This is a genomic window from Sphingomonas zeae, assembly GCF_014197135.1.
GTDB classification, from domain to species: Bacteria; Pseudomonadota; Alphaproteobacteria; order Sphingomonadales; family Sphingomonadaceae; genus Sphingomonas; species Sphingomonas zeae.
In genome coordinates, this window is sequence record NZ_JACIFA010000004.1 from 303970 (window position 1) to 326263 (window position 22294).

Here is a 22294-nt window from a genome sequence, read left to right on the forward strand (position 1 = left end):
GGGCCGAGCGCACGGAGGGACAAGAAAAAGGGCGGCTCCCTTGTCGGAAACCGCCCCAGTTCTCTCACATCGGGCCAGCCCGATCTCAGTGTTTCACGTCGCGCCAGACATTCTGATACGCACCCCAGGCCAGGAAACAGAAGATCAGGATGAAGACGAACGCCCCGATCCCTGCCGCATGACGCGATTCCAGCTTGGGCTCGGCGGTCCAGGTCAGGAAGGCGGCGACGTCCTTGGCCATCTGGTCGCGGCTCGCGAGCGTGCCGTCGGCATATTGCACCTGCCCGTCCTGGGTGATGGGCGGCGGCATCGCGATGTTGAGATTCGCGAAATAGGGATTGTAGTGCAGCCCCGTCGGCGTCTTGGCGTCGGGGAATTTGCGCAGCAACTCGGCGGGCTGGTTGCGATAGGCATCCGGGCCGATCAGCGAATAGACGTAATTGGTGCCCTCATGCCGCGCCTTGGTCATCAGCGACAGATCGGGCGGCAGCGCGTTATTGTTCGCCGCGCGCGCCGCGACCTCGTTGGCAAAAGGCGAGGGGAAGCGGTCCGATGGGACGTTCTTGCGCGTCGTCGCTTCGCCCGTCTCCGGATTGATCGACGGCTGCTCGATCGCCCACTGGTTGGCGATCGCCTTCACCTCGGCCTCGTTATAGCCGAGGTCCTTCAGGTCGCGGAACGCCACCAGCCGCAGCGAGTGGCAGGCCGCGCAGACCTCCTTATAGACCTGGAAACCGCGCTGGAGCTGGCGGCGGTCGAAGCGGCCGAAAATGCCGTCCGACGCCAGATGCGCCTCCTTGGGATGGAGATGGAATTCCTCCTCCGCGGTTGGCGCGGGCGGGTCGGTGACGAGCCCCGACACGCTGCCCCACAGCGCGATGGCGAGGACGAGGGTGAAGGCCGCCCCGACCAGGAATGCGATGCCACGAACCATGTTCTTTTATCCTCTCTCGGTTCGCGTCAGGCCAGGGCCGACTTGGTGGGAGCCGTGCCGCCATGCTTGGCCAGCACCGCCTCGGTGATCGAGTTGGGCAGGGGAGCCGGCCGCTCGGTCCGCGCGATCCAGGGCAGGATCACGAGGAAGTGGAGGAAGTAATAGGCCGCCGTCACCTGGCTGAGGATGATGAAGAAGGGCGTCGCGGGCGAGCCCCCGCACCAGCCGAGCAGCAGCACGTCGACCACCAGCACCCAGAAGGCCACCCGCGCCTTGGGCCGGAAATTGTTCGACCGTACCGGCGAGCTGTCCAGCCAGGGGAGGAAGAACAGCAGCAGGATCGACCCGAACATCGCCAGCACGCCCCACAGCTTGGCCGGCAGGATGAAGTCGGCGGTGAAGGCGCGCAGGATCGCGTAGAAGGGCCAGAAATACCATTCGGGCACGATATGCGCGGGCGTCGAAAGCGGGTTGGCCGGGATGTAATTGTCCGGATGGCCCAGATAGTTGGGGAAGAAGAACAGCAGGCTGGCGAACACCAGCAGGAACACGCCCAGCCCCACCGCATCCTTGGCGGTGTAATAGGGGTGGAAGGGCACGGTATCCTGTTCGCCCTTCACGTCCACGCCGGTCGGGTTGTTCGAGCCGGGAATGTGCAGCGCCCAGATGTGCAGGATGATGACGCCTGCGATCACGAAGGGCAGCAGATAGTGGAGCGAGAAGAAGCGGTTGAGCGCTGCATTGTCCGGCGCGAAACCGCCGAGCAGCCAGATGCGGATCGTGTCGCCGACCAGCGGGATCGCCGAGAAGAAACCGGTGATGACCTGCGCGCCCCAGAAGCTCATCTGCCCCCAGGGGAGCACATAGCCCATGAAGGCGGTCGCCATCATCAGGAGGAAGATCACCACGCCGAGCAGCCACACCATCTCGCGCGGGGCCTTGTAGGACCCGTAATAGAGGCCACGGAAGATATGGGTGTAGACGACGATGAAGAACATCGACGCGCCGTTGGCGTGGGCATAGCGCAGGAACCAGCCCGCGTTCACGTCACGCATGATGCTTTCGACCGAGTCGAAGGCGACGCCCGCATTGGCGGCATAGTGCATCGCCAGCACGACGCCGGTGATGATCTGGATGGCGAGCGCGGCGCCCGCCAGCACGCCGAAATTCCAGAAATAATTCAGGTTGCGCGGCACCGGATAGCCGGCACCCACCGCATTATAGACGAGGCGCGGCAGCGGCAGCTTCTCGTCCAGCCAGCGCATGACCGGCTGCTTGGGTTCGTAATGCTTGGCCCAGGGAAAGCTCATGTCTCGGGTCTCCCTTAAGCGGCCGCGCCGACCGTGACGGTCGTGTCGCTATCGAATTTATAGTCGGGGACGAGCAGGTTCAGCGGCGCCGGACCCTTGCGGATGCGCGCGGCCGTATCATAGGCCGAGCCGTGGCAGGGGCAGAAATAGCCGCCATAGGGGCCTTTATTTTCGCCCTCGCCGGCACCCAGCGGCACGCAGCCAAGGTGCGTGCAGACGCCGAGCGTGATGAGCCAGTTCTTCTTGCCCGGCTTGGTCCGCTGCTCCAGCGTCTGGGGATCGCGCAGCTCGGAGAGCGGCACCGCGTCGGCCTCGGCGATCTCCTTGGGCGTCAGATTGCGGACGAACAAAGGCTGCTTGCGGAAGCTGGCCTTGATTGCTTGGCCCGGTGCGATCTTGGACAGGTCGATCTCGGTGGTGGACTGGGCAAGCACATCGGCCGACGGGTTCATCTGGTTTATCAGCGGCAGCACGATCGCCAGCGCGCCGACCCCGGCAAAGGATACCGCTGCGATATTGATGAAGTCGCGGCGGCGGGGATCATGGACCTCTTCATGGAATGGCTCCGGCGCCTCGCCGGGGGGTACGGTGTTCTCCGTCATCGCCATTCGTCCTGTCCCTCCACCTTCGCTCGCGTTCGACACGCTACGCTCTGACGGTCGTGCCGGATTGCCCCCGGTCATGCGCCGCCCTCTCACAACCCGTCCCTGATGAACGGTGCGTCAGGTTAGCCTTGCTTGATCGGGTTTGCCAATCCCCTTTGGGATCGGCGCTTCTCACCGTTCAGCACCGGTGCAGGCGCTTGGGCGTAGGAACCAGCGTTCGCGCTGCGGGGTTGACCGCTGACTCGACGCGGATGACGGACCCCTGCCGCACCCGCTCCGGCTGCACCAGGGGCATGGAGAGGATGATGACCCTGGGAAAGATGGGCGCCAGAACAGGCTGGGCCGCCGCGATCGCGGCCGGGTTGTTGGCGCTCGGTGGGTGCACCGATGGCTATGGCTATAGCGGCGTGTCGGTGGGGGCGGGTTATGGCGGCGGTTATGCGCCGGGTTATTACGGTGGATATGGCGGCTATGGTTACGCGCCGTCCTATTTCGGCTGGTACAACGATTTCTATTATCCGGGCACCGGCGTCTATGTCTATGACCGGTATCGGCGCCCCTATCGCTGGAACGATGGCCAGCGTGCCTATTGGGAAGGGCGGCGCGACGCGTGGCGCGGCGGAGCGATCCGCGATCAGTGGCGCGGATGGGGCCGGGGCGGCTGGCGCGGGCAGGTGCCCGGCGCAGCCCCCGCGCCTGGTGGCTGGCGGGGCAATCCCGGCCGGTGGCGCGGGCAGCAGGGCGTTCGCCCGACTCCCTCCGCGCCGCGTCCCGGCGGCTGGCGCGGTGGCCGACCGGGCGGACGTGGCCCGCGTTAACCGGCTTTGGGGCGCGTGCGGATCATGACGGTCGGACGCATGGTCATCACCGCCACATCGTCCTGATTGAAAACGCTCCACCGGCTGATGACGAAGCCCATTTCCGGGCGACTGGTCGAGCGCCGTGTCTCCAGCACTTCGGTCTGGCAGTGCAGCGTGTCACCGGGAAAGACGGGCTTCGTCCAGCGAAGCTCGTCGACGCCCGGCGACCCGATGCTTTGAAAGCCGGTGTCGCGGAAATGCTGGACGACCATCGCCATCGCCATTGATGCGGTATGCCATCCGCTGGCCGATAGCCGCCCGAAATGGGTAGCGGCGGCCGCCTCATCGGACAGGTGGAACGGCTGTGGGTCATAGCGCTCGGCAAAGGCGATGACCTCTTCCCGCTCCACTTTATAGGCGCCGAAGCGCGCCACGTCGCCGACCGCGACATCCTCCAGCCAGATCATCCTTGTCCGTCTCCTTATCGTTGGAATGCGCGGCGGAACGGCGCGTCGCTGCCATCCAGCCCCTGACCCGGCGGCAGGCCGATCAGATCGCGCAGCAACGGTGCAACGTCAACATTGTCAAAGGGTGCCAGCCGGACGCCCGGTCGGAAGGCCGGACCATTGGCGATGAACAGCGCTGCCATGGTCGGATCCGCATTGTCATAGCCATGCATCCCCCCGGCAAAGGGCTTTTCGGGCGGCTTCGCCTCGATCATCCACCCAGCATCGGCCAGACAGAAATAGGGGGCAATGCGCGGATTGCGGCCGTAGCGCAGGCGCGCCGGAATCTCACTTTTGCGCCAGCACGTCATATGGCCGCGCCGACCCAGCAGATGCGCTTCCAGGGCGGCCTCGCGTCCCGGCTTCGCGCGCAACGACGCAAAGGGGCCGTCATCAGTCAGCTCATAATCGCCCGGGTCTGACAGCTGATCGAGCGCGATCACCCGGTCGCTCGACGTAGCGGCCATGCCATGATCGGCGACGATCACCAGATTGGCGGGCTGGCGCAGTTCGGCCAGTCCGGCCAGCAACTGCCCGATCGCCTGATCGGCCTTGGCGATCGCGGCATTCACACCCGGGGCATCGGGGCCGACGTCATGTCCGGCGATATCCACTTCGTCAATGTACAGCGTCAGGAAGCGCGGGCGTGTGGCGGCCGGGCGACGCAGCCAGTCGATGATCGCGTCGACCCGCTGCCGGTCGGACACGGCGGAATTGAACTGCTGCCAATCGTGCGGTCGCGTGCCGCCGGTGACGCTGCGATGCGCGTCGGCCTGAAGCGTGCCACCCCAGGCCACGTTGGAGCCCGGCCAGAACATGGTGGCGGTGGGAATGCCTGCCTTTTCGGCGGTTACCCAGAGCGGCTCGGCCGCGTTCCACCAATAGGGCTGGTCCGACGCCATGGTGAAGCGCTCGCCGGGATGGGTGGGGTCGGTAAAGCTGTTGGCGACGATGCCGTGACGATCGGGAACCAGGCCCGTCACCAGTGTCCAGTGATTGGGGAAGGTCTTGGACGGAAAGGATGGCCGCATCGCGGCGCTTGCCCCGTCGGCGGCCAGCCGCGACAGGTTCGGGGTGATGCCCCGGTTCAGATAGTCGGCTCGGAATCCGTCGATCGATACCAGGATCGTGACCGGCGCACGTTCCTCGCGCAGGGGGGCCATGGGCGCGGCCATCGCGGTCGCGGGCGCAGCGCTCGTCACCGTCGGCAGCGCGGGCGGGCTATAGGGATAGGCGCAGCCCCCAAGCAGGGCGAGCGCGAGTGCGGCAAGGGGGAGTCGGATCACGGGAAAACCATCCTTTCGGACCGGCCGGATAACGCTGGATTGTGACACTGGCGAGGGGGTGCATCCGCTCCCAAAAGCCGTCAGTCGACCGGAAAGAACTGACGGACAGCGGGATCGGCGTTGCGGAGCAGCAGGCGCAGGCGTTCGGCGGCGTCCTCAGGCTGATCGCCGGGCAGCCCGGCCATCGCCCATTCGCCGAATGCGGGGCCGTCGGTCATCCGATCGTCGAGGATGCGAATATCCGTGTGGCGGGGGTCGCCCATGATGCGCGAAAGCGTATCGCGCACGCTGTCCACCGGGCCTTCGAGCAACTGGCGATACTCGGCCTGGCCGATCCACAAGATGCCGGAGATCCCGTCCATGCCGTTGTTGCGGCGCGAACTGGCCAGGATTGCACGATGATCGGCGCGTTGGTCGTCGCCGACCGCACGGCTGGTGTAGATGACGCGGCGGAACGTACTAACATGGATCATGTCGGGCGCCTAACCTGCGCCGCTTCGTCTGAAAAGTGTCAAATGCGCCGGTCGCGGACCCGACCGGCGCAAGGGGGGTCACACGTTGAAGCGGAACAGCATCACGTCGCCGTCCTGGACGACATATTCCTTGCCTTCGGCACGCAGCTTGCCCGCATCGCGTGCGCCGGCTTCGCCCTTGAACGCGATATAGTCGGGAAAGGCGATCGTTTCGGCACGGATGAAACCCCGCTCGAAATCGCTGTGGATCTCACCCGCTGCGTTCGGCGCCTTGGCACCGCGATGGACGGTCCAGGCGCGCGCTTCCTTCGGGCCGACGGTGAAGAAGGTCAGCAGGTCGAGCAGCGCGTAACCGGCGCGGATCACGCGGGCCAGGCCGGTTTCCGACAGACCCAGTTCCGACAGGAATTCGCCGCGGTCCTCGGGCGGCATGGTCGCGATCTCGGCCTCGATGGCGGCCGAGACGACGACGGCCTGTGCGCCCTCGGCGGCGGCCTTTTCGAAGACGCGCTGCGAATGGGCATTGCCGGCCGCCGCGTTCGATTCCTCGACATTGCAGACATAGAGGACGGGCTTGGCGGTCAGCAGCTGGGCCTGCGAAAACACGCGGGCTTCTTCTTCATCCTTGGGCACGGTCAGGCGGGCAGGCTTGCCCTCGCGCAGCAGCTCCAGCGTCTGGCCAAGGACCGAGGCGGCAATCTTGGCCTCCTTGTCGCCCTGCTGGCCCTTCTTGATGAAGGCAGGAACGCGCTTTTCCAGGCTTTCCAGGTCGGATAGCATCAGCTCGGTCTCGACCGTCTCGGCGTCGGCAATCGGGTCGACCTTGCCCTCGACATGGGTGACGTCGCCGTCCTCGAAGCAGCGCAGGACGTGGACGATGGCATCCACCTCACGGATATTGCCCAAGAACTGGTTACCGAGGCCCTCGCCCTTGGACGCACCACGCACCAGCCCTGCGATGTCGACGAACGCGAGCTGCGTCTCGATGATCTTGGCCGAACCCGCCACTTCTGCGAGCTGGTACAGGCGCGGATCCGGAACCGCGACATTGCCGACATTCGGCTCGATCGTGCAGAACGGATAATTGGCGGCCTGCGCCGCCGCCGTTTCGGTCAGCGCGTTGAAAAGGGTGGACTTGCCGACATTCGGCAGGCCGACGATGCCGCAGCGGAAACCCATGCGTCGCTTATCCTGTGGATCAAGGGGAAAGCGCCCCTCTAGCGACGATGGGGATATTTCTCAACCGATGGCGGTGCGGGGAGAGGAGCAGGGGTTGCCCGCGTGTCAGGCACCCACCGCCAGCGCGGCGGCATAGCCAAGCAGCATGACGCCCAGCGCGCCCGAAAAGCCCATCAGCACCAGGCCCATATAGTGCAGCATCGGCGGATTGGCGCGTCGTGCCTTCTTGTTCCGACCCAGACCCGACAGCACGAAGCTCGCCAACATGCCAAAGGTAAAGACAGCGAATTCGAGCATCGGGTTAACGTCCGGGATGAGAGGCGACTGATTTTCGCCTTACCCAATACAGGTTAACGGCACGATATCACGGAGACAAAGCGCCCTCCAGCTGCGACCAGCCGAGGGAACTTTTCAATTGGTCGCGGGTGCGGCGCATATCGTCGCCCCTTGGGCGGATCAGCGATAGTTGAAGCTGACGCTGATCCGCTCGCCCTTGGCCGCGTTAGGAACGACTTCGTGCCGTAACCAGCTTTCCCACAGCAATATGGTGCCAGGCTCAGGCGCGGCGGTGGCGAAAGTCGCCAGATCGTCGGGCGCGTCGGGACGGCGGGGCGGGGCGGCCATCAGCATCGGCAGGCGCGGGTCCTCCAACTTCAGCGCGCCCGAGCCCTTGGGCATGGCGACATAGAGCGTGCCGGAGACGACCGAATGCGGGTGGATATGCGCCGAGTGATGCCCACCGGGCTTCAGGACATTGACCCATAGGCTGTCGAGCTTCAGCTTGCGCCCGCCCAGGTCGAAGGCGCATTCCTCGGCGAAGCGCGCGACATGGCGGTCGAGCTTCTTCTTCAGGTCGGCGAAGACGGGATCGCGGATCGGCAGGTCGTTCAGCGAGGCATAGCTAGTATAGCCACGATAGCCATGCTCCTTGCTCCAGCGCCGCCCGGCCCGGTCATCCTCGGCCAATGCCCAGCAGCTTTGTTCGATCTCGGCGAGCAGGTCGGCGTCGTCCAACTGATCCTCATACAGCAGCGAGGCGAACAGGCGCCGCACACTCATGCCGCATCCCCCATGCGCAGCGCGACGTCGTTGACGAAGCGCACATCATCGCCCTCCGCCAGCCAGTGCGCCTCCGCCGATACCGCGCCCAGCAGGTCGGACAGCGGTTCGATCTCCGCCTTGGCGTAATTGCCCAGCACATAGCCGGTCACGCGGTCCTTGTGCCCCGGATGGCCGATGCCCAGCCGCACGCGGCGAAAGTCCGGCCCCAGATGCTGGTCGATCGAGCGCAGGCCGTTATGCCCGGCGGTGCCGCCGCCGGTCTTCACCTTGACGCGAAAGGGGGCGATGTCGAGTTCGTCGTGGAACACGGTCAGCGCCTCGATACCGAGTTTGTAGAAGCGTAGCGCCTCGCCGACGCTGCGACCGCTTTCGTTCATGAAGGTGGCGGGTTTGAGCAGCAGGATTTTCTGCCCACCGATCCGGCCTTCCTGGGTCCAGCCCTGGAATTGCTTCTTCACGGGGCCGAAATCGTGCACCTCGGCAATGGCGTCCATCGCCATGAAGCCGACATTGTGGCGGTGCATCGCATATTGCGGCCCCGGATTACCCAGCCCGGTCCAGACCTGCATATGGTGTTCCTCATTCGCGTTACGAAGGAGGCCCCTAGCATCGGGCGGGCGGGACGCCAAAGCCGCTAATCGGCGCGGGGCTGCTTCAGCCGGTCGATCGCGTGCGCGGTCATGCGGCGATAGACGCCATCGGAATAGCGATGGGTGCCGACGAAATGAACCAGTCGCTCATCGCCGGTGACGGGCGTGCGCCAGTAATTGTAATAGCCGGAATAGGGCAGGATGCGGGTGTCCGGTTCGTTGGCCAGCAGGAAGTTGGACGTCACCTGCTCGCTGCCCCATTTAGACCAGGTCGCCATGCCGACCAACCGTTCGGCATGGCGCGAGAAGGTCGTCGCCTCGCGGCGGCCGCTGGCGCCGTCGCGCGCGAACCCGGCGAATCCCGACGAAGCACGAACGTAGCAGTGGCGATCCGCGTCGGGATAGGCGGCATAGCGCGATTCTATCAGCGCCTGCATGTGCGCGGGTGGCGCCACCGGGCCGCCGGGATATTTCCACCGAACGAAGTCGGGCAGCCTCTGGATGCCGACGGCCTGGCTGTCGGGGCCGCCCAGCAGCATGAAGTTGTGATTGTCGGCGATCGCCGCGCGGACCTCGGCGATGTCGCCCAGCGTCACGGTGTCTGAATCGAGCTGCACGACATAATGGTCGGCGCGCAGGTCGAGCAGTGTGAGCAAACGTTCCCAGGTTCCCCCGCGCGGGCAATCGCCGGTGTCGATCGTCGCGATCGGGATGATGTGCGGCGCGCCGCAATGCTGCGTCAGGATGCGCCGGTCGTTGTCGGTCAGGCTCCCGTCGTCGATCAGGACGATCCGGCCCATGGCGAGGCGATGGTGAAAGGATTTGATCGCCACCAGATAGGGGATCAGCGTGCGGGTGCCGATCATCGACAGGACGATCACCCCATCGTTGCGGGGGATGACGGGCGGCGTCGCCAGAACCCGCCGCGCCACATGCCAGTGCGCATATTTCCGCGCCCGGCGCATGGCGCGGTCGAATACCTCGCACACTAGGCGGCGGGGGCGGGCGGGGGACGTCATCACGCCGGGATGCGGCAGCGCGTCGGCGATGACAAGCGAGTGACGACACCCGCCTGTTCATAATGATACGTGCCGGAAGCCGGACGCCGGCCCTAGATCAGCCCTTGCGCGCGCAGGCTGACATGACCGGAGGTGCCGATGATGATATGGTCATGCACCGTGATGCCCAGCCGCTTGCCCGCCTCGGCGATGGCGCGGGTCACGTCGATATCGGCGCGGCTGGGCGAGGGATCGCCGCTCGGGTGGTTGTGGACCAGAATCAGCGCGGCCGAGCCGAAATCGATCGCGCGCCGGATCACCTCGCGGACATAGACGGGCGCCTGGTCGACCGAGCCCTGTCCCATCAGTTCGTCGCGGATCAGCATGTTGCGGGTGTTGAGGTGCAGCACCCGTACCCGCTCCACCCCATGATGCGCCATGTCAGCATGGAGATAGTCGAGCAGCGCTTGCCAGTTGGACAGGACCGGGCGCTTCGTCGCCTCCGCCTGAACCAGCCGCAACGCGCAGGCCTGGGCGATCTTGATCGTCGCTGCCGCCGTCTCGCCCACCCCGTCGACCCGCTGGAGCGCGATCGGATCGGCGGTCAGGACGCCGCCGATGTCGTGAAACTCGCGCAGCAGCGCCTTGGCGATCGGCTTGGTGTCGCGGCGCGGAATGGCGGTCATCAGCAGATATTCGATCAGTTCATGATCGAGCAATCCGCCGCCCCCCAGCAATCGGTCGCGAAGTCGCGCGCGATGTCCGGCATGGTCACTGGCATGAAGGTCGCTGTCTTGGCGCATGTCCCGCCCCCCGTCGCTGGCCAGCATAAAGCGGCCGGGGGGAACTGTCGCCGGGCTTCGCGCGATTGCGTGGCGCGGGAACCGGCGGCTATGACGCAGGTCAAGAGTGAGGGAGTGGCATCGGGTGGAGGGCGCGAGCGAGGAGATCGAAACGCCCGCGGCCATGGTTGTGAGCCCCGCACGACGATTCCGCCGTCTGCAATATGTCCTGATCGGCATCGCTCTCGTCATCCTCATCGCGTTGATCGCGCTGTGGATCGAGCGCAAGCCGCTGGCCGGGCATGTGCTCGACCGCGAACTGGCGAAGCGCGGCGTTCCCGCGCGCTACAAGATTTCCGATCTGGGTTTGGGGCGGCAGCGCCTGATCGATGTGGTGATGGGCGATCCACGCCATCCCGACCTCGTCGCCGACTGGCTGGAGGCGCGGACCCGCATGACCCTGTCGGGGCCGGTCGTGACGGGGGTGCGCGCCGGACGCGTCCGGCTGCACGGCCGGCTGGTCGACGGGAAGATCAGCCTGGGGACGCTCGACAAGCTGATGGGTTCGACCGGCGCATCGGGCAAGCCGTTCCAGTTGCCCGCGCTGGACGTGGTGGTGCAGGATGGCGGCATCCGGCTCGATACGCCTCACGGCGTTGTCGGACTTAGCCTGTCGGGGCAGGGGATGCTCAGCGACGGTTTTACCGGGCGCATGGCGGCGGTGGCGCCGCGGCTGGTGATGGGCGATTGCGTCGCGGCCGGGCTGGCCGCGCCCTTGCGCGTGCGGGTGGTGCACGAGCAGCCGACGCTGACCGGACCGCTGCGGCTGGGCCATCTGCGCTGTGGCGAGGTGGCGGTCGCCGATCTGGCGGCGCGGGTCGACGTGACCTTCGGCGCGGCGCTCGACCGCTGGCAGGGGCGCGCTTCGGTGGGTAGCGGCGTGATCCGTCACCCGGTCATGGCCGCCGCCGCGATCGACGGAAAGATTGACTTTTCGGGCACGGCCAAGGGCACGCAAGGCCGGATACAGGTGGCGGCGCGCAACGTGGCGGCACGCTTTGGTAGGGCCGAACGGGCGATGGTCGCGGGCCGCTATCTGGTCGGCCCCTCCACCCGCTTCGACGGGCAGGCGCAGGTGAGCGGGGCGCAGGCATCGTCTGCCACGCTGGCCCCCATCTTGAAGGCGGGCGAGGCGGCGGCGGGCACGCCGGTCGGGCCGGTGCTGCGCGCCATGAGCCAGGCGGCGGTTCGGGCCGGTCGCCGCTTCGCCGCCGACATGGCGCTGGCGATCGATAGCGATCGCGGGCCGCATGGTCCCGGCTTTGCGGTACGGGTGCCGCGCCTGACCATCGCCTCGGCCAGCGGCGGGCGGCTGGCCTTCGCCGGTGGTTCCGGGCTGGCCTATGATGCACGCGGGCTGCGCATCGATACGCAGGCCGCGATGAGCGGCGGCGGCCTGCCCGGTCTGCGCGCGACGCTGCAACAGGATGGGCCGAAACAGCCGATACGCGGGACGGCCGAGTTGGCGCGCTATCAGGCGGGCGGCGCGGCTTTGGCCTTCGACCGGCTGGTGTTCCGCTCCGCCGCCAATGGCGAAACCCAGGTGACGACCCGCGTCGCGCTGTCGGGGCCGATCAGCGGCGGGCGGATCGACGGACTGGTCCTGCCGATCGCGGCGCGCTGGGATGGCGGACGGCGCTTGCTGGTCAATCCCACATGCCAGCCGCTGGCGATCGACCGGTTCGCGCTGTCGGGCTTGAGGCTGGCGCGGGTGGCCACGCGGCTCTGTCCGCTGGACGGCGCGCTGGCCCGGCTGGACGGCGCGCAGGTGAGCGGCGGCGCATCATTGGGGGCGACGAAGCTGGTCGGGCAGATCGGTGGCAGCCCGCTGACGCTGGCGGCGGGCACCACCCGCTTCGCGCTGGCCGACCGCAGCTTCATCCTGACCGGCGTGCAGACCAGCATCGGCCGCCCCGAAGCGCCCACCCGGATCGACGCCACCGAGGTGAACGGCCGGATCACGCCGGACGATATCGTCGGCCAGTTCACCGGTGGTGCGGGGCAGGTCGGGCAGGTGCCGCTGCTGCTCGGCGAGGCGGGCGGCGACTGGCGGCTGGCGGGCGGCGTCCTGACCCTGAACGGCGCGCTTCAGGTGCGCGACGCGCGCGCCGACTCGCCGCGCTTCCTGCCCATGGCGGCGCGCGACGTCGTGCTGACGCTGGCGGGCAGCCGCATCGACGCCAAGGGCGTGCTGTTCGAGCCGACGAAGAATGTGAAGGTCGCCGACGTCACCATCACCCATGCGCTCGACCGGGGCGCGGGAGAGGCCGATCTGAGCGTGCCTGGCATCACCTTCACCAAGGAATTCCAGCCCGAATTGCTGACCCCGGTGACGAAGGGCGTGATCGAGGATGTGCGCGGGCCGATCAACGGGAGTGGTCATATCGCCTGGGACGCCAACGGCGTGCGTTCGACCGGGCGATTCGGCACCGACGGGATCGATCTGGCCGCCGCGCTCGGCCCGGTCAGCGGCATTGCGGGGACGATCGACTTTACCGATCTGCTCGCGCTGGAGAGTGCGCCGGGGCAGGTGGCGACGGTCAAGACGATCAATCCGGGCATCCAGGTGACCAACGGCGTCATCCGCTATCAGACTTTGTCGGGCGCGCGGGTGAAGGTCGAGAGCGGCAGCTGGCCCTTTGCTGGCGGCACGCTGACCCTCGATCCGACCTTGCTCGACTTCTCGCAGCCGGTCGAACGGCGTATGACCTTCCATGTCGAGGGGGCCGCCGCCGACCAGTTCCTGCTTCAGTTCGACTTCCAGAATCTGAACGCCACCGGCGTCTTCGACGGCACCCTGCCGATGATCTTCGACGAGCGTGGCGGGCGGATCGAGGGTGGTCGCTTGATCGTGCGACCCGGTGGCGGCAGCATCGCCTATCTGGGTGAGATCAGTCAGAAAGATCTGGGCTTCTGGGGCAATCTGGCGTTCGGGGCGCTGCGCTCGCTCAACTATCGTTCGCTTCGGATCGACATGAACGGACCGCTGGCGGGCGAGATGGTGACCGATGTCCGCTTCGCCGGGATCAGCCAGGGCAAAGGGGCCAAGTCCAACTTCATCATCCGGCGGCTGCAACGCCTGCCCTTCGTGTTCAACGTGCGGATCAAGGCGCCCTTCCGCGGGCTGCTCGATTCGGCGCAGTCCTTCTACGACCCGCGCCGCCTGATCCAGCGCAACCTGCCAGCACTTCTGGAAGAGCAGAACAAGCGGGCCGCGCCGCCCGCAACGACCACTCCGGCCCCCATTCAGCCTTCGGCAAGCGAGACCGTGCCATGACCGTAACAGGATTGAAAATGCAGGACAGAATGCCGATCTTGACGATGACACGATGGATGCCGGTCGCGCTGACCTTGCTGAGCGGAGGATGCGTCAACATCTCCGCGCCCGACAAGCCGATCGAGATCAATCTGAACATCAATGTGACGCAGGAAGTGGTATATCGCCTGGATGGCGAGGCCAAATCGCTGATCCAGCAGAATCCGGGGATATTCTAATCATGAAGGTAAAGACGGTGATCCTGGCGCTCGGTGCGGTGGCGCTGCTGGGCGTGTCGGGCATGGCGATGGCGCAGCGAGACCCGGCCTATGCCGCCGCGCGCGCCGAGGGGTTGGTCGGCGAACAGCCCGACGGTTATCTGGGCATCGTCGGCGCGGCGACGCCTGCGCTGCGCACCCTGGTCAACAGCATCAACATCCAGCGCAAGGCCGCCTATACCCAAAAGGCGCAGGCCAGCGGCGCGACCGTCGAGCAGATGGCCTTTACCAGCGGCTGCAACCTGATCGCGCAGACCGCGAGCGGCGAGAAGTACAAGACCCCCGAGGGCGTGTGGAAGACCCGCACGGCCGCAGCACCCGAGCGCGCCCCGGCCTGCGTGTAACTTCTTCTTCCTCCCCTCCCGCAGGCGGGAGGGGCTGGGGGAGGGGACTCCGACGGCGACAGGACGAGCGGTTTTGAGACGCGCCTAGCCCTCTAACCGAGACCTTTTGCCTCGCGGATAGCGCCAGCCCTCCCCCGACCCCTCCCGCTTGCGGGAGGGGAGAAGAAGGGGGCCTATGGGAGAAGGGAAGTGGAAAGGGCAATGGCGTCCCTCTGTCACTCCCCAGCAACAATGCTTAACGCATCTGTCACAAGCCCACCCCCAGGCGGTTGACTTGGGGGGAGGGGCTTTCTAAACGGACCTCGCCTTGGCGGGGTCGCTCGCCGTTCGCGCGCATTCTCCCTTCGGTGACGAAAACAGGTGAGGGTGGCGGCGTGGCGGAGAAGGAACCCGGACAGGACTTTGGCGATGCGGACGATCCGCGTCTGGCCGCGCTGGATCAGCGACTGGCTAAGGCGAAAGCGGAAGGCGCAGCGCGGCAGGGGGTGAAGGTGGACGCCGACAGGGGTTATTCCCAGGGCAGCCGCGTCATCTCCGCGCTGATCGGAAGTCTTGTCGGCAGTGCGTTGATCGGCTGGCTTTTCGACCGCTGGTTCGGCACCGCACCCTGGGCCTTGATCGTCATGCTGTTCCTTGGAATCGGCGTGGCGTTCAGGCAGATCATTCGGATTTCTGGCGAACGCCCGGAGTAACCGGGCGTTCGTCATATGTGGGAACGAAGCAGCGTGGCGGCAGAATCGGGCGGCAAGATTGATCCGATGCACCAGTTCCTGATCGAGCCGGTGCTCGGTCGGCATTGGGTGGTCGGCGGCTACGACCTTTCCTTCACCAATTCCGCTCTGTGGATGGTGGTGACGCTGGCCGCGCTGTGGATCTTCATGATCGGCGGCATGAAGCGCGATCTGGTCCCCGGTCGCTGGCAGGCGGCGGTCGAGGGCTTCACGGGCTTCGTCAATTCGATGCTGACGTCGAACATCGGCCCCGAGGGCAAGCGCTTCCTGCCCTACGTCTTCTCGCTGTTCATGTTCATCCTGTTCGCCAACGTGCTGGGCCTGCTGCCCTTCGGCGTCGTGCCGGGTGTCCATCCCTTCACCGTGACCAGCCACGTGACCGTGACCGGCGTGCTTGCGCTGATCTCGTTCGCGATCGTGCTGATCGTCGGCTTCGGTCGTCACGGCTTCCACTTCTTCGCGCTGTTCGTGCCGCACGGTACGCCCAAGCTCATGATCCCGCTGATCTTCGTGGTCGAGCTGATGAGCTTCTTGGTGCGCCCCTTCTCGCTGGGTCTGCGACTGTTCGTCGCGATGACCGCGGGGCACATCCTGCTGAAGGTTCTCGCCGCCTTCGTCATCAACGGCATCAACATGGGTCCCGGTTACGCCGTGCTCATCACCCTGCCGAGCTTCCTGCTGATGATCGGCATCACGCTTCTCGAACTGCTGGTCGCCGCGATCCAGGCCTATGTCTTCGCGCTGCTGACCTCGGTCTATCTGAACGACGCGGTCAATTTGCACTGATCCGGGGAGCCGGATCGGGCGGATGGCCTCGACGCTGATTTTGAATACCCAAACGACCCTTTTGAACTGGAGTGATTGAAATGGACGCAGAAGCCGCGAAGCTGATCGGTGCCGGTCTGGCCGCTATCGGCATGGGCATCGCCTCGCTCGGCGTGGGCAACGTGTTCGCCAAGTTCCTCGAAGGCGCGCTGCGCAATCCGGGTGCGGCGGACAGCCAGCAGGGCCGCCTGTTCATCGGTTTCGCCGGTGCCGAGCTTCTGGGCCTGCTCGCCTTCGTGACGATGATCATCCTGGTGTTCGTCGCCTAATCATTCGGATCGGCCGGGCGGCGCTTGTGTCGCCCGGTTGATATGGCAACGAGGACTCCATGCCCCAGATAGCACAGATCAGTGCGACCTATGCGTCGCAGATCTTCTGGCTCCTGATCACCTTCGGCCTGCTGTATTTCGTGGTCGGTCGTGGGATGGTGCCCAAGATTCAGGCGACCGTCGACGCTCGCGAAGGCCGTATCGCCGGCGATCTGGCGGCGGCGGAGGCCGCGCGGGCCGAGGCCGACCGGGTCGAGGCGGCATGGCGGGCCGAGATGGACGCCGCCCGTGTCGCCGCGATCGCGGAGACCAACGCTGCCAAGGCGCGCGCCACGCAAGCCTTCGAGGCGCAGGTCAAGGCGGCGGATGCCGACCTGTCCGAGCGTCTGGGTCATCACGACCTGGCGATCGCCAATGCCAAGGTGGCGGCGATGGCCAATCTTCAGTCCGTGGCGGCGGAAGCCGCGCGCGATCTCGTCGCCAAGCTGTCCGGCGTCCATGTGGGCGAGGATGCGGCGGCCGAGGCGGTGCGAAAGGTGAGCGCGCATGGCTAATCATTCCGCAAGCGGCGCAGCGGCCAATGCCGATGCGCTGGTCGCGCAGAACCTGGCCGACGCCGCGTCGGCCGAGGGCATGACGCAGACGCCGATCCGCGAAGCCGATGGGCTTACCGGTAACACGATCGCCCCTGCCGAGGCCGAGCATCATGCCAGCCCGACCGCGCTGGGTTTCGATTCGACCGGCTGGGTGGCGCTTGCCGCCTTGGTCGTGCTGATCGGGATGCTGGTCAAGAAGGTGCCCGCGATGATCGGGCGTTCGCTCGACCAGAAGATCGCCGGTATCCGCGCCCAGCTCGACGAAGCGACCAAGCTGCGCCAGGAAGCCGAAGCGCTGAAGGCCGAGTATGAGGCCAAGGCGAAGGCGGCCCATGCCGATGCCGAAGCGATGCGCGTTCAGGCCCAGCATGAGGCGGGGCAGTTGCTCAGCAAGGCGAAGGCCGATGCCGAGGCGCTGATGGAGCGTCGCGCCAAGATGGCCGAGGACAAGATCGCCGCGGCCGAGCGCGCCGCCCTGGCCGAGGTCCGCGCCCGCGCTGCCGAAGCCGCCGCCAAGGCCGCCGGTCTGCTGATCGCCGAGCACCACTCGGCCGACGCCGATCGGATCATGATCGACCGCACGATCGCGGGGCTCGGTCGCCCGAACTGATCGGCTTCAGGGCCGGATACAGGACCGCGCTTCGGGAAGCCGAGGCGCGGTTCTGTCGTTTAAACCGCCTTCCCTGTCCATTCCGTCGTGCATGGCCGTCAGGGCGGGGGATGCATCGGGAAATGGCGAAGGTCACGCTATGAAGCGGTTGGCAGAGCTTTCGCCCATTGCCCCGGCCTATTCAGACACGGCCCCATCGTCAGACGAGGTCGGCGATCGGCCGGTCAGGCAGATCGATCGAGGCCGAAGTTCCTATAACATGGCGATTCCTGGCAATTGACCCGTCCCTGAGGACGGGCTTGCCGGATCCGCTTCGTGTCATCATGGCCTGAGCGATTGCGGAGATTATGCGGCGTTTCGCCGATGGAGAGGCTGGCTGGCCATAGGGCTTCAAACGCCCACCGATCCCGCTCTTCGCCGCGACTGCCATGACACGGGCAGGTCGCAGCGGATCGCCGTCCCCCTTTACTGACCGAAACGTCCTTCGCCCGCACGCGCGACCGCATCGCGGGCGGCTGCGAGCATCGCGCCGGCCTTGGCCTCGCATTCGCGCTGCTCATAGGCCGGGTCGCTGTCGGCGACGATCCCCGCGCCCGCCTGAACATGGATGGTGCCGTCCTTGACCACCGCGGTCCGCAGCACGATGCACGAATCCATCGAGCCGTCGGGTGAAAAATAGCCCACACCGCCCGCGTAAGGACCGCGCCGCTCGGGCTCCAGTTCGGCGATGATCTGGCAGGCGCGGACCTTGGGCGCGCCGCTGACCGTGCCCGCCGGGAACCCTGCGAACAGCGCGTCGAGCGCGTCCTTGTCTTCGTCCAGCCGCCCGACGACGTTGGAGACGATGTGCATGACGTGGCTGTAGAATTCGACCGTATAGCTATCGGTCACGCGCACGCTGCCTGCGGTGGAGGCGCGGCCGACATCGTTGCGGCCTAGGTCCAGCAGCATCAGATGCTCGGCGCGTTCCTTGGGATCGGCGAGCAGGCTGTCGCGGTTGGCGGCATCCTCGGCCCGCGTCTTGCCGCGAGGACGGGTGCCCGCGATCGGGCGGATCGTCACCTCGTCATTGCGGACACGGACCAGGATTTCAGGGCTCGATCCGATCAGTGAAAAGCCCGGCAGGTCGAGATGATAGAGGAAGGGCGAGGGGTTGATCCGCCGCAGGCTGCGGTACAGCTCGAACGGGGGCAGGGTGAAGGGCGCAGAGAAGCGCTGCGCCAGCACCACCTGAAAGATATCGCCCGCGAGGATATAGTCCTTCGCGCGCGCCACCATTTCCGCATAGCGACCCGGCGCGAGCGCGGGCTCGTAAGCGGGTTCGGGCAGTTCCGCGCGCACGGGTGCGGGCAGGGTCGAGGTGGCGAGGCGCGCGGCGGTGCCGTGCAACCGCTCTTCCGCCTCGGCGATCATCCGGGTGGCATCGCGCGACGCATCCGGCCAGACCGGCGCGACGAGGTAGAGCGCATCGGCCAACCGGTCGAAGACCAGAATGACCGTCGGCCGCACGAAGATCATGTCGGGCAGGCCAAGCGGATCGACTTCGGGCTGGGGCAACGTCTCGACCAGTCCCACCGTCTCGTAACCGAAATAGCCGACCAGACAGGCGAGCGCCGAAGGCAGGCCTTCGGGCACGTCCGCGCGGCATTCGGCGACCAGGGCGCGCAAAGCCGCCAGCGTCGGCGCGTCGCACGGCTCGAACGCCTCGCGGTCGGTCGCCCAGTGGCGATTGATCGCGGCGGCATGACCCTCGGCGCGGAAGACGAGGTCGGGGGCGAGGCCGATCAGGCTGTAGCGCCCGCGCGTCGCGCCGCCCTCGACCGATTCGAGCAGGAAGTCGCCGCGACCCGGCTCGATCAGCTTCAAAGCGGCGGCGACCGGCGTTTCGGTATCGGCGATCTGCCGACGCCAGATCAGCTGCGGCTGGCCGTCCGCCAGCCGCTCAGCGACGCTGCGCTCAGTTGCTCCCATTGTTCAGCAGCTCAGAGCGGACCTTGGCGATCGCCTTGGGATCGGTCTTGACGACGACCGTGTCGCGAACCGCACGCGCGAACTGCGAGACATATTCGCGGCCGATCAGGCGGCCGATATCACCACGCGCGGCGCGGATCGCGGCGTCGTTGCCGGTCGCGTTGCCCGGTTCGATCTTGGTCACGCGGATGATGTACCAGCCCTCGTTCTGCGGCGCGGCCAGCGTCCGGGCCTTGTTCTGCGGCATCGAGAACAGCAGCGCGAGCGGCGCGGCGGCGGGCGAGTTTTGCGCAGCGGCCAGATCGCGGCGCGAGGCGGCGATCGGGCGAACCGGCGGCACCGCCAGCCCGGTTTCCTTCAGCGCCTGCGCCATCGGCATACCCTTGTTCACCTTGGCGAGCACGGCATTGGCCAGCTTGCGCGCGGCGGCGCGTTCGCGATCGGCGGTCAGGTCGGCGATCACCTGCTGACGGACCTGCGCCAGCGGACGCGGAGCGGAGCGCTGGATCTGGCCGACACCAACGACTGCGAAGCCGCCATCCTGGCCGATCGGCACGATCTGCGGGGCATCGCCTTCCTCGGCGGTGAAGGCTGCGGTGATCATCGCGCGCTGTTCGGGCGTCGGCTGGAAGGTGGGGGCCTCGGGCGCCGCACCTTGCGCGGTCACGGCCGGGCTGGTCTGTGCCTGGAGCTTGCGGTCGGCGACCACCTCGTCGAACGTGGCATTGCCCGACAGGGCGTCCTCGATCGCGTTGCGCATCTCGCCCAACGCCGCGGCCTGCTTCTGCTTGGTCAGCTGGGTGACGATTTCCGGGCGGGCCTGGGCCAGCGTCTTGCCGGGAACCTGGGTGATCGCATCGACCTTGGCGACGACGAAGCCGAGCGTCCCGCGAACCGGACCGACAACCGCGCCCGGGGCTGCGCCGAACACGGCGTCGGCAACGGCGGCCGAGTTCGACGTGGCATAGGCGGCCTTTTCGACGCCCTTCTGCACCGACGCCTCCAGTCCGGCGGCGCGCGCGGCGTCGGCCAGCGAGGTGCCGCCCTTGGCCTTGGCGGCCAGCGCATTGGCACCCGCCTGATCGGCGACGATGACCTGGGTCACGTCGCGCTTCTGGGTGGCGGCATAGCGCGACTGATTGCTCTGATAATAACGTGCGATCTCCGCATCGCTCGGCACCGACTGGGCGGCGACAGCGGCGGGATTGACGACGGCATAGCGGACCACACGGCGCTCGGGCAGCGTGTAGCGCTGGACGTTGCGGGTGTAGAAGGTCTGGATGTCGGCATCGCTCGGTGCCGGACCTGCGGGCACCAGACGGGTCGGGATATAGCCGACCTCGCCCTGCCGCTTTTCGAGCAGCAGCGAGGCATAGGGCAGTGCCATCTGCGTCGCGAACTGCGTCGCACCGATGGTCGGGATGGTCAGTTGCTGCGCGAAGGTAGACCGCTCGATATCGGTGCGGACCTGTGCGTCGGTCATCTTCCGCTGGGCCAGAAGCTGCTGGTAGAGCGCCGGATCGAACTGACCATTGGGGCCGCGAAATGCCGGGATCGATGCGATCTGGCCATCGACCAGGCGGCGCGACACGACCATGCCCTGCTGCTTGCCGAACTGTTCGAGCGCCAGGCCCGTGACCTCGCGCTGGAGCACGCCCTCGAACCCGCCCGCCGCGACGAACTGCGCCATGTCGAGCGTCGGCTGTTCCTGGCGATAGGCCGCAACCTCGTTCTGCGCGGCGGTGCGCAGGTCGTTGGCGGTCACCTTCGCGCTGCCGACCTTGGCGACTTCGGAGCCGGTCAGGCCGCCCGCCATCCCCGCGATATTGGACACGTCACCGGCGGCGAACGCGATCGCGATCACGCCAAGCACGATGAAGGTCACGACGACGCCGGCCTTGGAATTGATGATCCGGCGGAAGAAGCTGAGCATGGACGACCGATCGGCAAGAAATAAAAACCTGCCCGCTTTAGGGGCGAGGCGGCTCGGCATCAAGCTTGTGCGAAGCCCACGATACGCTATCGGTGTTGAACACGTATAACACGCGACTCAGTTGGGGAGCTTCATATGGCACGGCGCAAATTGGTGGCGGGCAACTGGAAGATGAACGGCTCGCGCGCGGCGCTTGCCGAGCTGGACGCCATCGCGCAGGCCGCAGCGGCGGCACCGGGCGTCGACGTCGCGGTCGCGGTGCCGTTCACCCTGATCGCGCCCGCCGCCGACCGCGCGCCTGCGCTCGCCATCGGGGCCGAGGATGTCCACGAACGCGACTCGGGGGCGCATACCGGCTGTGTCTCGGCGGGCATGGTGAAGGAAGCGGGGGCCAGCTTCACCATCGTCGGCCATTCGGAGCGGCGCGCTGACCAGGGCGAAACCAGCCAGGACGCCTGGGCCAAGGCCGCGGCGGCGCATCGCCAGGGGCTGAACGTCATCCTGTGCTGCGGCGAGACCGAGGCGGAGCGCAATGCGGGTCGCGCCGAGCGTGTCGTGCAGGCGCAGATCGAGAAGTCGGTGCCCGACAATGCGGATGGCAGCTGGTTCACGCTGGCTTACGAGCCGCGCTGGGCGATCGGGACCGGGCGGACGCCGACGGTGGACGAGATCGCCAGCATCCATGCCATCGCGCGCGCCAAGTTGCGGATGCTGATCGGCGATGCCGCCGACGGGGTGCGTATCCTCTATGGCGGTTCGGTGACGGGTGAGAATGCCGCCACGCTGCTGGCGGTCGAGAATGTCGACGGCGCGCTCGTCGGCGGCGCGAGCCTGACCGCGGCGAAGTTCGTGCCGATTATCGAGGCGGCGTCGGGATTGTAACGGCGGTTCGGGGC

Annotated in this window: 24 protein-coding genes; 10 read left to right on the forward strand and 14 right to left on the reverse strand. The window is 66.7% G+C overall.

Annotated features, from left to right (window positions below):
• Positions 1 to 85: 85 nt before the first annotated feature.
• From GGR45_RS08520 to petA, 3 genes are read right to left on the reverse strand one after another with little or no spacing between them, the layout of a single operon-like run.
• Positions 86 to 934, reverse strand: coding sequence for a cytochrome c1 (locus GGR45_RS08520; RefSeq protein ID WP_175311530.1), 849 nt, complete (start codon positions 932 to 934; stop codon positions 86 to 88).
• Positions 935 to 960: 26 nt separating this feature from the next.
• Entirely contained in the window at positions 961 to 2244 is a 1284-nt protein-coding gene (locus GGR45_RS08525) for a cytochrome b (RefSeq protein WP_175311529.1), read from the reverse strand.
• Between the two features lie 14 nt (positions 2245 to 2258).
• The gene (gene petA / locus GGR45_RS08530) at positions 2259 to 2852 is read right to left on the reverse strand and encodes a ubiquinol-cytochrome c reductase iron-sulfur subunit (protein WP_175311528.1); all 594 of its coding nucleotides are present in this window, start codon (positions 2850 to 2852) and stop codon (positions 2259 to 2261) included.
• Between the two features lie 302 nt (positions 2853 to 3154).
• On the opposite strand from petA, the gene GGR45_RS08535 reads away from it, so the two are divergent.
• Positions 3155 to 3667, forward strand: a complete 513-nt coding sequence (locus tag GGR45_RS08535; protein WP_246358115.1) for a hypothetical protein — start codon at positions 3155 to 3157, stop codon at positions 3665 to 3667.
• On the opposite strand, the gene GGR45_RS08540 is transcribed toward GGR45_RS08535, so the two are convergent.
• The 9 genes from GGR45_RS08540 to radC all read right to left on the reverse strand — a co-directional run bounded on the left by GGR45_RS08540 (position 3664) and on the right by radC (position 10546).
• The gene (locus GGR45_RS08540; protein ID WP_175311527.1) at positions 3664 to 4116 is read right to left on the reverse strand and encodes a MaoC family dehydratase; all 453 of its coding nucleotides are present in this window, start codon (positions 4114 to 4116) and stop codon (positions 3664 to 3666) included. The genes GGR45_RS08535 and GGR45_RS08540 overlap by 4 nt on opposite strands.
• Before the next feature lie 14 nt (positions 4117 to 4130).
• Positions 4131 to 5441, reverse strand: a complete 1311-nt coding sequence (locus GGR45_RS08545; protein ID WP_285138723.1) for an alkaline phosphatase family protein — start codon at positions 5439 to 5441, stop codon at positions 4131 to 4133.
• Between the two features lie 80 nt (positions 5442 to 5521).
• A complete protein-coding gene (locus tag GGR45_RS08550) occupies positions 5522 to 5914 on the reverse strand; it encodes a BLUF domain-containing protein (RefSeq protein WP_175311526.1) in 393 nt (130 codons plus the stop codon).
• A gap of 78 nt (positions 5915 to 5992) precedes the next feature.
• On the reverse strand, positions 5993 to 7093 hold the full coding sequence (gene ychF, locus GGR45_RS08555; protein ID WP_175311525.1) for a redox-regulated ATPase YchF: 1101 nt from the start codon (positions 7091 to 7093) through the stop codon (positions 5993 to 5995).
• Between the two features lie 105 nt (positions 7094 to 7198).
• A complete protein-coding gene (locus GGR45_RS08560) occupies positions 7199 to 7390 on the reverse strand; it encodes a hypothetical protein (RefSeq protein ID WP_175311524.1) in 192 nt (63 codons plus the stop codon).
• A 159-nt stretch (positions 7391 to 7549) separates the two neighbouring features.
• Positions 7550 to 8152 (reverse strand): TIGR02466 family protein, encoded by a 603-nt coding sequence (locus tag GGR45_RS08565; RefSeq protein ID WP_175311523.1) that lies wholly within the window; start codon positions 8150 to 8152, stop codon positions 7550 to 7552.
• On the reverse strand, positions 8149 to 8724 hold the full coding sequence (gene pth, locus GGR45_RS08570) for an aminoacyl-tRNA hydrolase (protein ID WP_175311522.1): 576 nt from the start codon (positions 8722 to 8724) through the stop codon (positions 8149 to 8151). Before pth ends, GGR45_RS08565 begins: the two co-directional genes overlap by 4 nt.
• A 65-nt stretch (positions 8725 to 8789) precedes the next feature.
• On the reverse strand, positions 8790 to 9764 hold the full coding sequence (locus tag GGR45_RS08575) for a hypothetical protein (protein WP_183988966.1): 975 nt from the start codon (positions 9762 to 9764) through the stop codon (positions 8790 to 8792).
• Between the two features lie 92 nt (positions 9765 to 9856).
• Entirely contained in the window at positions 9857 to 10546 is a 690-nt protein-coding gene (radC, locus tag GGR45_RS08580) for a RadC family protein (protein ID WP_175311520.1), read from the reverse strand.
• 106 nt (positions 10547 to 10652) lie between these two features.
• Between radC and GGR45_RS08585 the strand changes: the two genes are divergently transcribed.
• The 8 genes from GGR45_RS08585 to GGR45_RS08620 all read left to right on the forward strand — a co-directional run bounded on the left by GGR45_RS08585 (position 10653) and on the right by GGR45_RS08620 (position 17494).
• Complete coding sequence (locus GGR45_RS08585) at positions 10653 to 13862, forward strand: intermembrane phospholipid transport YdbH family protein (RefSeq protein WP_285161276.1); 3210 nt, start codon at positions 10653 to 10655, stop codon at positions 13860 to 13862.
• Positions 13863 to 13906: 44 nt separating this feature from the next.
• A complete protein-coding gene (locus GGR45_RS08590; protein ID WP_246358127.1) occupies positions 13907 to 14080 on the forward strand; it encodes a YnbE family lipoprotein in 174 nt (57 codons plus the stop codon).
• A 2-nt stretch (positions 14081 to 14082) separates the two neighbouring features.
• The gene (locus tag GGR45_RS08595) at positions 14083 to 14463 is read left to right on the forward strand and encodes a YdbL family probable chaperone protein (RefSeq protein WP_175311519.1); all 381 of its coding nucleotides are present in this window, start codon (positions 14083 to 14085) and stop codon (positions 14461 to 14463) included.
• A gap of 374 nt (positions 14464 to 14837) precedes the next feature.
• Complete coding sequence (locus GGR45_RS08600; RefSeq protein WP_175311518.1) at positions 14838 to 15155, forward strand: AtpZ/AtpI family protein; 318 nt, start codon at positions 14838 to 14840, stop codon at positions 15153 to 15155.
• A gap of 33 nt (positions 15156 to 15188) precedes the next feature.
• Positions 15189 to 15980 (forward strand): F0F1 ATP synthase subunit A, encoded by a 792-nt coding sequence (locus tag GGR45_RS08605; protein WP_175311517.1) that lies wholly within the window; start codon positions 15189 to 15191, stop codon positions 15978 to 15980.
• An 80-nt stretch (positions 15981 to 16060) separates the two neighbouring features.
• Positions 16061 to 16288, forward strand: coding sequence for a F0F1 ATP synthase subunit C (locus tag GGR45_RS08610; RefSeq protein WP_007406947.1), 228 nt, complete (start codon positions 16061 to 16063; stop codon positions 16286 to 16288).
• A 59-nt stretch (positions 16289 to 16347) separates the two neighbouring features.
• Positions 16348 to 16842, forward strand: coding sequence for a F0F1 ATP synthase subunit B family protein (locus GGR45_RS08615; RefSeq protein WP_175311516.1), 495 nt, complete (start codon positions 16348 to 16350; stop codon positions 16840 to 16842).
• Complete coding sequence (locus tag GGR45_RS08620; RefSeq protein WP_175311515.1) at positions 16835 to 17494, forward strand: F0F1 ATP synthase subunit B family protein; 660 nt, start codon at positions 16835 to 16837, stop codon at positions 17492 to 17494. Before GGR45_RS08615 ends, GGR45_RS08620 begins: the two co-directional genes overlap by 8 nt.
• A 465-nt stretch (positions 17495 to 17959) precedes the next feature.
• Here the strand turns inward: GGR45_RS08620 and trpE are convergent, their stop codons facing one another.
• Both trpE and GGR45_RS08630 read right to left on the reverse strand, forming a co-directional pair.
• Positions 17960 to 19465, reverse strand: coding sequence for an anthranilate synthase component I (gene trpE, locus GGR45_RS08625; RefSeq protein ID WP_175311514.1), 1506 nt, complete (start codon positions 19463 to 19465; stop codon positions 17960 to 17962).
• The gene (locus tag GGR45_RS08630; protein ID WP_175311513.1) at positions 19452 to 21398 is read right to left on the reverse strand and encodes a peptidylprolyl isomerase; all 1947 of its coding nucleotides are present in this window, start codon (positions 21396 to 21398) and stop codon (positions 19452 to 19454) included. The genes trpE and GGR45_RS08630 overlap by 14 nt, the downstream gene beginning before the upstream one ends.
• 135 nt (positions 21399 to 21533) lie before the next feature.
• Here GGR45_RS08630 and tpiA point away from each other — a divergent pair, with 135 nt between their 5' ends.
• Positions 21534 to 22280, forward strand: a complete 747-nt coding sequence (tpiA, locus tag GGR45_RS08635) for a triose-phosphate isomerase (protein ID WP_175311512.1) — start codon at positions 21534 to 21536, stop codon at positions 22278 to 22280.
• Positions 22281 to 22294 lie beyond the last annotated feature (14 nt).

Bases quoted from the DNA above. Each gene is read 5' to 3' on its own strand.
- tpiA (WP_175311512.1), top strand. From the start codon at position 21,534: ATGGCACGGCGCAAATTGGTGGCGGGCAACTGGAAGATGAACGGCTCG.
- GGR45_RS08590 (WP_246358127.1), top strand. From the start codon at position 13,907: ATGACACGATGGATGCCGGTCGCGCTGACCTTGCTGAGCGGAGGATGC.
- GGR45_RS08620 (WP_175311515.1), top strand. From the start codon at position 16,835: ATGGCTAATCATTCCGCAAGCGGCGCAGCGGCCAATGCCGATGCGCTG.
- trpE (WP_175311514.1), bottom strand. From the start codon at position 19,465: ATGGGAGCAACTGAGCGCAGCGTCGCTGAGCGGCTGGCGGACGGCCAG.
- pth (WP_175311522.1), bottom strand. From the start codon at position 8,724: ATGCAGGTCTGGACCGGGCTGGGTAATCCGGGGCCGCAATATGCGATG.
- GGR45_RS08540 (WP_175311527.1), bottom strand. From the start codon at position 4,116: ATGATCTGGCTGGAGGATGTCGCGGTCGGCGACGTGGCGCGCTTCGGC.
- GGR45_RS08575 (WP_183988966.1), bottom strand. From the start codon at position 9,764: ATGACGTCCCCCGCCCGCCCCCGCCGCCTAGTGTGCGAGGTATTCGAC.
- radC (WP_175311520.1), bottom strand. From the start codon at position 10,546: ATGCGCCAAGACAGCGACCTTCATGCCAGTGACCATGCCGGACATCGC.
- GGR45_RS08615 (WP_175311516.1), top strand. From the start codon at position 16,348: ATGCCCCAGATAGCACAGATCAGTGCGACCTATGCGTCGCAGATCTTC.
- GGR45_RS08535 (WP_246358115.1), top strand. From the start codon at position 3,155: ATGACCCTGGGAAAGATGGGCGCCAGAACAGGCTGGGCCGCCGCGATC.
- GGR45_RS08550 (WP_175311526.1), bottom strand. From the start codon at position 5,914: ATGATCCATGTTAGTACGTTCCGCCGCGTCATCTACACCAGCCGTGCG.
- GGR45_RS08565 (WP_175311523.1), bottom strand. From the start codon at position 8,152: ATGAGTGTGCGGCGCCTGTTCGCCTCGCTGCTGTATGAGGATCAGTTG.
- GGR45_RS08630 (WP_175311513.1), bottom strand. From the start codon at position 21,398: ATGCTCAGCTTCTTCCGCCGGATCATCAATTCCAAGGCCGGCGTCGTC.
- GGR45_RS08595 (WP_175311519.1), top strand. From the start codon at position 14,083: ATGAAGGTAAAGACGGTGATCCTGGCGCTCGGTGCGGTGGCGCTGCTG.
- GGR45_RS08520 (WP_175311530.1), bottom strand. From the start codon at position 934: ATGGTTCGTGGCATCGCATTCCTGGTCGGGGCGGCCTTCACCCTCGTC.
- petA (WP_175311528.1), bottom strand. From the start codon at position 2,852: ATGGCGATGACGGAGAACACCGTACCCCCCGGCGAGGCGCCGGAGCCA.
- GGR45_RS08610 (WP_007406947.1), top strand. From the start codon at position 16,061: ATGGACGCAGAAGCCGCGAAGCTGATCGGTGCCGGTCTGGCCGCTATC.
- ychF (WP_175311525.1), bottom strand. From the start codon at position 7,093: ATGGGTTTCCGCTGCGGCATCGTCGGCCTGCCGAATGTCGGCAAGTCC.
- GGR45_RS08525 (WP_175311529.1), bottom strand. From the start codon at position 2,244: ATGAGCTTTCCCTGGGCCAAGCATTACGAACCCAAGCAGCCGGTCATG.
- GGR45_RS08560 (WP_175311524.1), bottom strand. From the start codon at position 7,390: ATGCTCGAATTCGCTGTCTTTACCTTTGGCATGTTGGCGAGCTTCGTG.